Source organism: Novosphingobium sp. Leaf2, from assembly GCF_001421325.1.
Lineage (GTDB): Bacteria > Pseudomonadota > Alphaproteobacteria > Sphingomonadales > Sphingomonadaceae > Novosphingobium.
Genome location: NZ_LMJY01000020.1, coordinates 156957 through 169032, shown reverse-complemented (window position 1 = coordinate 169032; position 12076 = coordinate 156957). Strand labels below are relative to the sequence as shown.

Genomic DNA, 12076 nt, shown 5'->3' with positions numbered 1-12076 from the left:
CCATCGGTCCCCCACCGTCCTCCACCTGAAAGCGCTTTCACTAGGATCAAATTCGCTACCCTAGCCAATCCCTCTTTTAAGGAAGAAGAAGCGAGGAATCACCGTAAGAGTAGAAACGGTAGCCACTTTCGATGGCATGGGCGTAAGCCCCTTGCATCCGGTCGAGCCCCATCAGGGCGGAAACCAGCATGAACAGCGTGGACTTGGGCAAATGGAAGTTGGTCATCAGGCCGTCGATGGCCTTGAACCTGTATCCTGGGGTGATGAAAATCGCCGTGTCACCCTCGAAGGGGCGGATCACGCCATCGTCTCCTGTGGCGCTTTCCAGCAGCCGCAGTGATGTGGTGCCGACCGCGATGAGCCGGCCGCCACCCGCGCGTACGGCATTCAGCCGGTCTGCCGTGGCGGCATCGATCCGGCCCCATTCGGCATGCATCTGATGATCCGCGGTATTGTCTGCCTTCACCGGCAGAAATGTGCCCGCGCCCACATGGAGCGTCAGGGTTTCGCACGCGATTCCAGCAGTTTGGACGGCAGCCATAAGATCTGGCGTGAAGTGCAAAGCTGCCGTCGGCGCGGCAACGGCGCCTTTTTCGCGCGCGAACATGGTCTGGTAGTCGCTGGCGTCGGCCTCGTCGATCGCGCGCTTGCCGGCGATGTAGGGCGGCAGCGGCACTTGCCCGGCCCGGTCCAGCAGCACCTCTACCGGCTCATCGCCTTCGAACGCCAGCGTCCAGCTGCCGTCCGGGTGACGCTCCTCAGCCAGAGCCGTGACGCCGGCGGGAAAGGCGATACTATCGCCCTGGCGGATGCGCTTGGCGTTTCGGATGAACGCCTGCCAGCGGCGCAGGTCCACGCGCTTGTGCAAAGTTGCGCCTATGCGGGCCTCGCCCCGCTGCCCTTCGAGCTGGGCGGGAATGACGCGGGTGTCGTTGAACACCAGCACATCGCCCGCCCGCAGGCATCCCGGAAGGTCGCGAACGTGACCATCGACAAGGGAATGGTCCCCTTCGACTATCAGCATCCGCGCCGAATCCCGCGGCCTTGCGGGGCGCAGGGCAATGTTCCTGGTGGGCAGATCGAAATCGAAAAGATCAACGCGCATGGCGGCGCGCGCTAGACCTTTGCGCGCGCACAGACAAGCCGTGCCGTAGCCGTCAATTCGCGGCGGGCGTGTCCGCTTGGGAGGCCGGCGTTGTGAGCGACGGCGCCGGCGCTGCCGCCGGCGCTATGGGGGCGGGTGGCGGGGCCTTGTTTTGCGACGCCAGCGAGGCTTGCGTGATCTTGGTCGGGTTCTGGGGCGGTTCGCCGCGCTGGATCTGGTCCACGTAGTTCATCCCCGAAATCACGCGACCGAATACGGTGTATTTATGGTCCAGCGCAAAGCGGGGGTAGAAGACGATGAAAAACTGACTGTTGGCGCTGTTCGGATCGTTGGTGCGCGCCATCGAAACCGTGCCGCGAAGGTGCGGCATCGAATTGAACTCGGCCTGCAGGTCCGGCAGCTTCGAGCCACTTTGCCCAGTGCCGGTGGGATCGCCAGTCTGCGCCATGAAACCATCGATCACGCGGTGGAAGATCAGACCGTTGTAGAAACCCTGCAGGGTCAGCGTCTTGATCCGCTCAACGTGATGCGGAGCCCACTGCGGCATCAGCCGGATCGCCACGCGCCCGCCGTTCGACAAGTCGAGGATCAGCACATTGTCCGGGTCGTGGGCGATGTTGGTGTCGACTACGACAGGCAACGCGGCAGGCGCCGGCGTTGCCGCGACTTTTTCCTTGGCAAAGGCAGGCGATGCCGCAAGCGCGGCACCGAACATCAACGCAGTCACTGAAAGGCGAAAATTCATCTATTTCTCACTGCGCAGTTACGATCGATCTGCAAGGCCAACGCGATAGAGCGCCGCCGCTGTCGATACAATGAACGATTTCACCCGCCGGGCCCGCCAACCCGGTCGGTCAATAGTCTCCGAGAAGACCCTTCTGGGCAACCCGCTCCATCACGTCGGAACGCACCGCCGGGCTTACGAATTTGGCGATGTCACCGCCGAACATCGCGATTTCCTTGACCAGCTTGGACGCGATGGGCTGCAGGCCCACGTCAGCCATCAGAAACACGGTTTCAATGGTGGCGTTGAGTTGCTGGTTCATGCCGGCCATCTGGTATTCGTATTCAAAATCCGCCACCGCGCGCAAGCCGCGTACGATTATGCTGGCGCCTTGCGCCTGCGCAAACTTCATCAGCAGGGCGTTGAAACCCACCACGGTAACGTTGCTCATGCCCAGCGATGCCACCTCACGCTCCACCATGGCGATGCGCTCCGCCGGGGTGAACAACGGGTCCTTGGAAGGGTTGGTAGTGACACCGATGATCAGCTGATCCACCAGCTTGGCGCCGCGCCGGATGATGTCCGCATGGCCCAATGTAATGGGATCAAAAGTTCCAGGATACACGCCGATGCGTTCGCTGGTGCCCATCAGTGATCCCTCTCGACGATGTAGCGCGCAATCGCACGCAGAAGGTCCGCCTCACGCCCGTGCTGCGCCAGATGGGCAATCGCCTGATCCACCAGCATACGCGCCTGTTCACGCGCGCGCTCGGCTCCCAGGAGGGACACGAACGTCTGTTTGCCGGCAGCAGCATCCTTGCCCACCGCCTTGCCGGCCAGCGCCGCATCGCCTTCGTGATCAATCAGGTCGTCAGCGATCTGGAACGCCAGGCCGATATCGCGGGCATAGCCGCGCAAGTGCGTGCGCCCTTCCGGCATGACTCGCCCCAGGATCGCCCCCATCTCTACCGCCGCGCCCAGCAGCGCGCCGGTCTTGAGCTGCTGCAGGCGGGTGACCGTGTGCAGATCGAACTGCGTGGTTTCTGCCACCAGGTCCATCATCTGCCCGCCGGCCATGCCTTGCGCGCCGCTGGCGTGCCCCAGGGTCTGGATCAGCTCGACGCGGGTGAAGGGATCGGCGCTGGTCGCCGGATCCGCCAGCACCTCGAAGGCGAAGGCGTGGAGCGAATCGCCGGCCAAAACCGCGGTCGCCTGATCGAACGCCAGATGCACGGTTGGCTTGCCGTGGCGCACGGCGTCATCGTCCATGCAGGGCAAGTCGTCGTGGATCAGCGAATAGGCATGGATCGCCTCGATCGCCACGCCGGCGCGGATCGCCGCTTCGCGCTGGACGCCGTACATCTCGGCAACGCCAGCCACCAGTAGCGGGCGCAGGCGCTTTCCGCCGCCGATCGCGGCATAGCGCATCGCCTCGATCAAGCGCGCGCGCGCATCTTCCGGCACCGGCAACAACGCGTCGAACGCGCCGTCGATCTCTTCGGCTATGCGCGACAGACCTTCGGCCAGCAGCGAATCGTTCACGTGAACCCCGCTCATCGCTTAGCGATCCGCCGCATCGAACGGCTGGGTGCCGGTGGGCGTACCATCCGGCCCGGCCACGATCCGCTCGATCCGCGCCTGCGCTGCATCCAGCCGTTTCTGGCAGTGCTGGCGCAGCGTTTCCCCGCGTTCGTAGAGCGAAATCGAATCCTCAAGCGGCACATCGCCGCTCTCAAGCTGGCGCACGATGGTTTCCAGCGCGCGCAGGGCGTCTTCGAAACTGAGGTGCGCTATGGTCTGCTCTTCAAGAGCGTGCGTGTCGGAAGCCATGCGGCAGCAATGGCGGGCGCGGCGGGCGCGGTCAAGAACGCCGTCACCACTGGCGCAGCCGCATCGACATGGCTAAGGCGCGTCGCATGAGCGGAATCACCCCTGACGTCGTCGAGGCGCATGGCCTCAATCCCGAAGAATACGCGCGCGTGCTGCATGCCCTTGGGCGAGAGCCGAACCTCGTGGAACTCGGCATTTTTTCGGTGATGTGGTCCGAACACTGCTCCTACAAGTCCAGCCGGTTCCATCTCAAGAAACTGCCTACCGAGGCACCTTGGGTAATCTGCGGACCGGGCGAGAACGCGGGCATCATCGACATTGGCGATGGGCAAGCGGCAATCTTCAAGATGGAAAGCCACAACCACCCCAGCTACATTGAGCCGTATCAGGGCGCCGCCACCGGCGTTGGCGGTATCCTGCGCGATGTGTTCACGATGGGCGCGCGGCCCGTGGCGAACATGAACGCACTGCGCTTCGGACGCCCAGATCATCCCAAGATGAAGCATCTGGTCAAAGGCGTAGTGGCCGGCATCGGCGGCTACGGCAATTGCGTGGGCGTGCCCACGGTCGGGGGCGAGACCAATTTTCACAAGGCGTACGACGGCAACATCCTGGTCAACGCGATGACCGTGGGCGTCGCCGATACCGACAAGATTTTCTATAGCGCCGCAACCGGCCTGGGCAATCCGATCGTCTACGTCGGCTCCAAGACCGGGCGCGACGGTATTCACGGCGCCACCATGGCATCCGCGGATTTCGACGAGCATTCGGATGAGAAGCGTCCGACCGTGCAAGTGGGCGATCCGTTCACCGAGAAGCTGCTGATCGAGGCGTGCCTTGAACTGATGGCCACCGATGCGATCGTGGCGATCCAGGACATGGGCGCGGCGGGCCTCACCTCCTCCTCGGTGGAAATGGCCAGCAAGGGCGGCGCGGGCATCCGTCTCAACATGAACAAGGTGCCCTGCCGCGAAGAAGCGATGACGCCGTATGAGATGATGCTGTCCGAATCGCAGGAACGCATGCTCATGGTCCTGAAGCCGGGCAAGGAGCCGATGGCAGAGGCGATCTTCCGCAAGTGGGAACTGGACTTTGCGGTGATCGGCGAAGTGACCGATACCGGCCATATGGTGCTTGAATTCAACGGCGAGATCGTTTGCGACATTCCGCTTGAGCCGCTGGCGGACGAAGCGCCGGAATACCAGCGTCCGTACGTGTCGGCAGAGGAATACAAAGCATGGGCGCGCGTTCCTGCGCTGCCCGAGGTTCCGGCGATGACCGATCTGGGCGCCGACCTGCTCATCCTGATGGCCGGCGCGGACCTGGCGTCGCGCAAGTGGATCTGGGAGCAGTACGACAGCCAGGTCGGCGCTGACACCATGCAAAAGTCCGGCGGCGATGCTGCGGTGGTGCGCGTGCATGGCACCCGCAAGGCGCTGGCGATGAGCACCGACTGTTCGCCGCGCTATTGCTATGCCGATCCTTATGAGGGCGGCAAGCAGGCAGTGGCCGAAACCTATCGTAATATCAGCGCGGTGGGCGCCCTGCCCCTGGCGATCACCAACTGCCTCAATTTCGCCAACCCGCAGCGGCCCGAAATCATGGCGCAGATCGTGGGTTGCCTCAACGGCATGGGCGATGCCTGCCGGGCGCTGGATTACCCGATCGTGTCCGGCAACGTGTCACTCTACAACGAATCGAAAGCGACCGGCGGCGGCTCGGCCATCCTGCCCACCCCGGCGATCGGCGGCGTCGGGCTGCTCACCGATCACGATCAGATGGCCACGATCGCATTCAAAGCAGAGGGCGACGACATTTTCCTGCTCGGCGGTGAGGGCACGCACCTTGGCCAGTCGCTTTGGCTGCGCGAAATCATGGGCCTCGAAGCAGGCCCCCCGCCGCCGGTCGATCTTCACCGCGAGGCGGTGAACGGCGGCGTGGTGCGCGAATGGATCCGCGATGGAAGGGTGACGGCGGTGCACGACATCAGCGATGGCGGCTTGATCGTCGCGCTGGCGGAAATGGCGCTGGCCAGCGGGCTTGGCTGCATCCTGGATGCGGACCTGTCCACCGCGCAGGCCTTCGGCGAAGATCAATCCCGCTACATTGTGACCGCAGCGCCGGGCGCTGTGCTGGAAGGTGCGGTGCGGATCGGCCGGGTTGGCGGCAGCGCGGTAGGCGGCGTTGAAATCGAAGCGCTGCGCGCCGCCAATGAGGCCTTCTTCCGGGACTGGATGGACGCTTAAGGGATAGACCGTTGCGGGCAGTCCCGGCAACGGGCGCTCATTTGCCCGCGGTGGACGCCAGAACGTTCACCGTCAGGGCCAGTATGCCCAGGTTGAAAAAAAACGCGAACAGCCCGTGGAATGTCGATACCCGCCGCATCGGTGTAGTGGCGATCGCGATATCGGCGGTCTGGCAGGTCATCCCGATCACGAACGCGAAGTTCACGAAGTCGGAAAAGTCGGGCACGCAGTCGCCGGGGAAATTGAGGCCTTCCTGGTCCTTCCCGTCGTCAGCCGAATAATACATCCGGGCGTAATGGAAAGCCAGGATCAGGTTGGTGAACGTCCAGCTGGCCAGAAGCGTCGCGATCAGCACCGCGATATCGACGGCCCCCATCTTGCCGCCATCCAGATACAACGCGCTGAGCGCGGCCAGAATGACCAAGCTGATGATGCCGGTAAGGCACAGCAGCATGACCTGCCCGGCATCGTCGCGGCGCGCCTGCCGGCGGATCGTGTCCGCATCGCCCTTCCGCCAGAGCGGCACGCAGGACAACACGAACGCCAATACACCCACATCGAAACCGCCCACCACCGCCAACGCCCGGTGCGTAAGGCTGGCCAGCACGATGCTGCTCAGGGCAAACACGCCCAGAAACAGGATGTAGCGCGGATGGCTTATGGATTTCACGGCTACACCCCTGTGGACATCGGATTAAAACGCTAGCGGACCCAGTCGGCCTCGGGAATACCCAGCAGCCGTAGCACGCTCGTCAGGTCGCCGCGATCGACCCAGCCATTAGCTGCGGCGCGCGCCTTTGGCTTGGCGCGATAGGCAATGCCATACGTCGCCGCTGCAATCATTGGTATATCGTTCGCCCCGTCGCCGGTCGCCAGGCTGATCGCGCCGCCCCCCAGCGCCGCGACTTCCGCTTCCAGCGTGGCCTTCTTCACGGCGGAATCGACGATGCCGCCCAGCAGCCCGCCGGTCAGCTTGCCATCGGACACCGCAAGCCGGTTGCCCACCACATGATCGAACCCCAGCATCTCGGCCACCGGATCAGCGAACTGATGAAATCCCCCGGTCACCAGCACCGTACGGCAACCCATCTTGCGCAGCGTCTGCACCAGTGTTCTGGCGCCTGGCATCGGCTTGATCCGCGTGGCCAGGCACTCGTCGATGGCGCTGGTCGAAAGGCCCGCCAGCAGGCCCACCCGCTCATGCAATGCCTGCGCGAAGTCGAGTTCGCCCTGCATCGCCCTTTCAGTGATCGCGGCGATCCGATCCTTGAGCCCGGCGAAGTCCGCCAGTTCATCGATGCACTCCTGCCCGATCATGGTGGAATCCATGTCCGAAATGAACACTTGCGGCACCACCGGTTCGTCAGCCGTAATCAGCCCGTCGCTGGGCGAAAAGTGCGCGTCGAGCGCGCCGCGCATCGCTGCCGTGTCATCATCCGGGGAATCGATCTGCATGGTCTGGCCGCAGAAATTCAGCATCGCCGCATCCGCGATCCGCACGCCCCCTTGCGCCATCTGAGCCCTTGCAGCGTCAAGTCTTGCCGAAAGGTGATCCGGTTCTGCTATCAGCCGGGCAATGAGCACTACGAATTTCCTTGATTCACCATACGATATGGCCGCCGGAGACCGGCCACCGCTGGCGCTCATCGCAGGGCCGACCGCCAGCGGCAAGAGCGATTGTGCCGTCGCCCTGGCCCAGGCGCTGGAGCGACGCGGCCGGCGGGCGGTAGTGATCAACGCGGACAGCTCGCAGGTCTATGCCGACCTCACGATCCTGAGCGCACGGCCTACGCCCGAGGAGATGGGCGGCATCGAGCACCGCCTGTTCGGCGCGTGGGACGGGGCGCAAAGCTGCTCCGCGGCGGACTGGGCGGCGGCGGCGCGCGCGCAAATCGCGCAGTTGCACGCGCAGGGCGCGGTGCCGATCGTGGTAGGCGGCACCGGCCTGTATATCCGCACCCTGCTGGACGGCATCGCGCCGGTGCCGGTGATAGACCCGCAGGTGCGCGCGCACGTCCGCGCCCTGCCCGTCGACCAGGCCTACGCGGCGCTGCTAAACGAAGACCCCGAGCGGGCCGCAAAGCTGGGGCCTGCCGACAGCGCCCGCGTGGCGCGCGCGCTGGAAGTGGTGCGTTCCACCGGCCACGGCCTCGCGCATTGGCAGGCACGGACGGAGGGCGGCATCGGCGCGCACGTTGTGCTACATCCGGTCATTCTGCTGCCAGAGCGCGAAAGCCTGTATGCGCGCTGCGATCTAAGGTTCGCGCGCATGTTGGAGCGCGGCGCGTTGGACGAAGTCGCGCTCTTGCTGGCGCGGCGGCTCGACCCCGATCTTCCGGTCATGCGCGCGATCGGCGTGGCGGAACTGGCAGGGGTGATCGCCGGTACCACCGCGCTTGAAGATGCTACCGCGCAGGCAGCACAGGCCACGCGAAACTACGCAAAACGCCAGTTCACGTGGCTGAGACACCAACCACCACCGTCATGGCCCGGCATATCGTTTAAAAATTTCACTAAAGACACTTTGAGCGATATTTTATTGCGTTTTCTCGGTTGACCTGACAGCTTGCCCCCCTTAGATGCCCTCCAACGGCGGGGCATCTTCTGAAGTGCATTGGCCACCCGTGTGTGCTGTCGTCATTCAGGACACCATCTATCTAAGCCGGCGACATTTTCTTGTTTTCAAGAAGTGCCGCAGGCCTTGGCAAGGCCCATGCCTTCGCCATCGCGTGAAAAGGAACGTATCGTGAGTGAAGAGCGCAGCGGCGCCAGCATCCTGGTCGAAAGCCTGGTCAAGCAGGGGGTCGAATTCGTGTTCGGCTATCCCGGCGGCGCCGTGCTTCCGATCTACGATGCCTTGTTCGGCGACGAGCGGCTGCGCCATATCCTCGTGCGGCATGAAGCCGGGGCTGCTCACGCCGCCGAAGGCTATGCCCGTTCGACGGGCAAGCCCGGCGTCGTCCTGGTCACCTCCGGCCCCGGCGCCACCAACGCCATCACCGGCATCGCCGACGCATTCCTCGATTCCATCCCGCTGGTCGTCATCACCGGCCAGGTTCCTACCGCGCTGATCGGGTCCGACGCTTTCCAGGAAGCGGATACGGTCGGCATCTCGCGGCACTGCACGAAGCACAATTACCTCGTCAAAGACCCGGCTGACCTTGCCGGCGTGATCGACGAGGCGTTCCAGATCGCCACTACGGGGCGCCCCGGCCCCGTGCTTATCGACATTCCCAAGGACGTGCAGATCGCCACGGCGATATGGTCCGAAGGCCCCACCCAGCGCCATCAGCGCTACAATCCGCGCACGCAAGGGACAGCGGACGAGATCGCGCGCGCGGTGGAGATGATCGCGCAGGCCAGGGCGCCGGTGCTCTACACGGGCGGCGGCGTCATTAATTCCGGCCCGCGCGCAACCGCGCTGCTGCGCGACCTGCAGACCCGGACAGGCGCGCCGGTCACCTCCACGCTGATGGGCCTCGGCGCCTTTCCGGCCGACCATGCCGACTGGCTGGGGATGCTGGGTATGCATGGCACCTACGAAGCGAACATGGCGATGAACCAGGCCGACCTGATCATCTGCGTGGGCGCCCGTTTTGACGACCGCGTCACAGGGCGGCTTGACGCGTTCGCGCCCAACTCGCTCAAGATCCACATCGATATCGACCGCGCGTCCATCAACAAGACGGTGCAGGTCGATCTGCCGATCATCGGCGATTGCGCCATCGTCCTCGGGCAGATCATCGACGGGCTGGGCACGCGGGCATTGCCGGATATTTCGGCCTGGAAGGCGCAGGTAGACCAGTGGCGTGCGCGCAAGAGCCTGTCCTACCCCGCCAATGCCGCAGCGATCATGCCGCAACTGGCGGTCGAGCGGCTGTACGCGCTCACCAAGCACAAGGACCCGGTGATCTCCACCGAAGTGGGCCAGCACCAGATGTGGGCCGCCCAGTATTTCCCGTTCTTCTCGCCTAACAAGTGGCTGACCTCGGGCGGCCTGGGCACGATGGGCTATGGTCTGCCCGCCGCGATCGGCGCGCAGTGCGGCAACCCTGACAGTCTGGTGATCGACATTGCCGGCGACGCCTCGATCCAGATGAATATCCAGGAACTGGGCACCGCCACGCAATACCGCCTGCCGGTGAAGGTGTTCATCCTCAACAACGAGTGGATGGGCATGGTCCGCCAGTGGCAGGAACTGACGTACGAGAGCCGCTACTCCAATTCGTACTCCGACAGCCTGCCAGATTTCGTGAAGCTGGCCGAAGCCTACGGCTGGAAGGGCATCCGCATCGAGAACGAGAGCCAGCTGGATGCAGGCATCCAGGCAATGATCGACCATCCCGGCCCGGTCATCGTCGATTGCCTGGTCAGCAAGGAAGCCAATTGCTTCCCGATGATCCCATCAGGCGCGGCGCATACCGAAATGCTGCTGTACGGCGATGAGGTGCAAGGCACCATGGACGATGAAGCCAAGGCGCTGGTCTGAGCACGAAAGACACTTCATGACGCACATTCAGCATGAAATTGAGGAACGCCATGTCCTCACGGTCACCGTCGACAACGAGGCGGGCATCCTTGCCAAGATCGCCGGCCTGTTCACCGCACGCGGCTACAACATCGACAGCCTGACGGTGGCCGATATCACCGATAACCATGCGGTCAGCCGGATCACCATCGTCACCCACGGGCCGCGCAGCCAGATCGACCAGATCCATGCCCAGCTGGAACGGCTGGTGCCGGTACACAAGGTGGTGGACCTGACCGAAGTCGGCCCGCACGTGGCGCGCGAACTGGCGCTGGTGAAGGTTGCGGGCATCGGCGAAAAGCGCGTCGAGGCGCTGCGGATCGCCGATGTATTCCGCGCCAAGCCGGTGGATACCACGACAGAGAGCTTCATTTTCGAACTCACCGGCAATCCTGACAAGATCGACTCGTTCGTGTCGCTGATGCGCGATCTCGGGCTGGTCGAAGTGGGGCGTACCGGCATCGTCGCCATGGCGCGCGGAGCGGCTGAAGCCTGAAATTTCAACGGTGCGCCGCTGCCAGGCGGACGGCGCACGATCTATAGCGGTCCCGCCCGGCCGGGACGACGGAAGGAAGAACGATGAAGGTCTATTACGACGCCGATTGCGACATCAACCTGATCACGAACAAGAAGGTCGCTGTGCTCGGCTACGGCAGCCAGGGCCATGCCCACGCGCAGAACCTGCGCGATTCCGGCGTCAAGGAGGTGGCGATCGCGCTGCGCGCTGGTTCGGCCACGGCCAAGAAGGCTGAAGGCGCAGGCTTCAAGGTGCTGTCCAACGTCGAGGCCGCCAAGTGGGCTGACGTGGTCATGATCCTTGCCCCTGACGAGCATCAGGCCGCCATCTACGCCGAAGACCTGCACGCCAACCTGAAGCCGGGCGCCGCCCTCGCCTTCGCGCACGGCCTCAACGTGCACTTTGGCCTGATCGAGCCGCGTTCAGACATCGACGTGATCATGATCGCTCCGAAGGGCCCCGGCCATACCGTGCGCTCCGAATACCAGCGCGGCGGCGGCGTACCCTGCCTGGTGGCCATCCATCAGGACGTGACCGGCAATGCCCATGACGTCGCGCTGGCCTATGCGTCGGGCGTCGGCGGCGGTCGTTCGGGCATCATCGAAACCAACTTCCGCGAGGAATGCGAAACCGACCTGTTCGGCGAGCAGGCCGTGCTGTGCGGCGGCGCGACTGCGCTGGTGCAGGCCGGCTTCGAAACGCTGGTGGAAGCAGGCTATGCCCCGGAAATGGCGTATTTCGAATGCCTCCACGAACTGAAGCTGATCGTCGATCTGATGTATGAAGGCGGTATCGCCAACATGCGCTACTCGATCTCGAACACCGCCGAATACGGCGACATCAAGACCGGCCCGCGCATCATCACCGAGGAAACCAAGAAGGAGATGAAGCGCGTGTTGGAGGACATCCAGTCCGGCCGTTTCGTCAAGGACTTCGTGATGGACAACCGCGCCGGCCAGCCCGAGCTGAAAGCCTCGCGCAAGGCTGCGCTGCGCCATCCGATCGAGGAAACCGGCGCCAAGCTGCGCGCGATGATGCCGTGGATCGCGGCCAACGCGCTGGTCGACAAGGCCAAGAACTAAGTCGTGCGGTCGAGGGGGTTGGGCGCAGCGCCCGCCCCCTCGAC

12 protein-coding genes are annotated in these 12076 nt (G+C 64.0%); 5 read left to right on the top strand and 7 right to left on the bottom strand.

The features are described 5' to 3' along the window. Positions 1–76 precede the first annotated feature (76 nt). The 5 genes from queA to ASE49_RS16200 form a co-directional block, all read right to left on the bottom strand. A complete protein-coding gene (gene queA / locus ASE49_RS16220) occupies positions 77–1105 on the bottom strand; it encodes a tRNA preQ1(34) S-adenosylmethionine ribosyltransferase-isomerase QueA (RefSeq protein ID WP_056774873.1) in 1029 nt (342 codons plus the stop codon). Between the two features lie 52 nt (positions 1106–1157). Beyond that, positions 1158–1850: a peptidylprolyl isomerase gene (locus ASE49_RS16215; protein WP_056774869.1), complete on the bottom strand. Its 693-nt coding sequence runs from the start codon at positions 1848–1850 to the stop codon at positions 1158–1160. A gap of 109 nt (positions 1851–1959) precedes the next feature. Next, positions 1960–2478, bottom strand: a complete 519-nt coding sequence (gene coaD, locus ASE49_RS16210; protein WP_056774867.1) for a pantetheine-phosphate adenylyltransferase — start codon at positions 2476–2478, stop codon at positions 1960–1962. Continuing rightward, positions 2478–3386, bottom strand: coding sequence for a polyprenyl synthetase family protein (locus ASE49_RS16205; protein ID WP_056774864.1), 909 nt, complete (start codon positions 3384–3386; stop codon positions 2478–2480). The genes coaD and ASE49_RS16205 overlap by 1 nt, the downstream gene beginning before the upstream one ends. A gap of 3 nt (positions 3387–3389) precedes the next feature. Continuing rightward, positions 3390–3659, bottom strand: a complete 270-nt coding sequence (locus ASE49_RS16200) for an exodeoxyribonuclease VII small subunit (protein ID WP_056774863.1) — start codon at positions 3657–3659, stop codon at positions 3390–3392. Between the two features lie 86 nt (positions 3660–3745). Here ASE49_RS16200 and purL point away from each other — a divergent pair, with 86 nt between their 5' ends. After that, on the top strand, positions 3746–5905 hold the full coding sequence (gene purL / locus ASE49_RS16195) for a phosphoribosylformylglycinamidine synthase subunit PurL (protein ID WP_056774859.1): 2160 nt from the start codon (positions 3746–3748) through the stop codon (positions 5903–5905). 37 nt (positions 5906–5942) lie between these two features. On the opposite strand, the gene ASE49_RS16190 is transcribed toward purL, so the two are convergent. Then, entirely contained in the window at positions 5943–6575 is a 633-nt protein-coding gene (locus ASE49_RS16190) for a DUF1345 domain-containing protein (protein WP_235523020.1), read from the bottom strand. Positions 6576–6607: 32 nt separating this feature from the next. Next, complete coding sequence (gene serB / locus ASE49_RS16185; RefSeq protein ID WP_200922078.1) at positions 6608–7420, bottom strand: phosphoserine phosphatase SerB; 813 nt, start codon at positions 7418–7420, stop codon at positions 6608–6610. Positions 7421–7481: 61 nt separating this feature from the next. Between serB and miaA the strand changes: the two genes are divergently transcribed. From miaA to ilvC, 4 genes are all read left to right on the top strand, one after another. Next, positions 7482–8462: a tRNA (adenosine(37)-N6)-dimethylallyltransferase MiaA gene (miaA, locus tag ASE49_RS16180; protein WP_056774854.1), complete on the top strand. Its 981-nt coding sequence runs from the start codon at positions 7482–7484 to the stop codon at positions 8460–8462. 189 nt (positions 8463–8651) lie between these two features. After that, positions 8652–10394, top strand: a complete 1743-nt coding sequence (gene ilvB / locus ASE49_RS16175; protein ID WP_056774978.1) for a biosynthetic-type acetolactate synthase large subunit — start codon at positions 8652–8654, stop codon at positions 10392–10394. A 16-nt stretch (positions 10395–10410) separates the two neighbouring features. Beyond that, positions 10411–10929: an acetolactate synthase small subunit gene (gene ilvN / locus ASE49_RS16170; RefSeq protein ID WP_056774851.1), complete on the top strand. Its 519-nt coding sequence runs from the start codon at positions 10411–10413 to the stop codon at positions 10927–10929. Positions 10930–11012: 83 nt separating this feature from the next. Then, positions 11013–12032, top strand: coding sequence for a ketol-acid reductoisomerase (gene ilvC / locus ASE49_RS16165; protein ID WP_056774849.1), 1020 nt, complete (start codon positions 11013–11015; stop codon positions 12030–12032). Positions 12033–12076 lie beyond the last annotated feature (44 nt).

Bases quoted from the DNA above. Each gene is read 5' to 3' on its own strand.
- queA (WP_056774873.1), bottom strand. From the start codon at position 1,105: ATGCGCGTTGATCTTTTCGATTTCGATCTGCCCACCAGGAACATTGCC.
- ASE49_RS16215 (WP_056774869.1), bottom strand. From the start codon at position 1,850: ATGAATTTTCGCCTTTCAGTGACTGCGTTGATGTTCGGTGCCGCGCTT.
- coaD (WP_056774867.1), bottom strand. From the start codon at position 2,478: ATGGGCACCAGCGAACGCATCGGCGTGTATCCTGGAACTTTTGATCCC.
- ASE49_RS16205 (WP_056774864.1), bottom strand. From the start codon at position 3,386: ATGAGCGGGGTTCACGTGAACGATTCGCTGCTGGCCGAAGGTCTGTCG.
- ASE49_RS16200 (WP_056774863.1), bottom strand. From the start codon at position 3,659: ATGGCTTCCGACACGCACGCTCTTGAAGAGCAGACCATAGCGCACCTC.
- purL (WP_056774859.1), top strand. From the start codon at position 3,746: ATGAGCGGAATCACCCCTGACGTCGTCGAGGCGCATGGCCTCAATCCC.
- serB (WP_200922078.1), bottom strand. From the start codon at position 7,420: ATGGCGCAAGGGGGCGTGCGGATCGCGGATGCGGCGATGCTGAATTTC.
- miaA (WP_056774854.1), top strand. From the start codon at position 7,482: ATGAGCACTACGAATTTCCTTGATTCACCATACGATATGGCCGCCGGA.
- ilvN (WP_056774851.1), top strand. From the start codon at position 10,411: ATGACGCACATTCAGCATGAAATTGAGGAACGCCATGTCCTCACGGTC.
- ilvC (WP_056774849.1), top strand. From the start codon at position 11,013: ATGAAGGTCTATTACGACGCCGATTGCGACATCAACCTGATCACGAAC.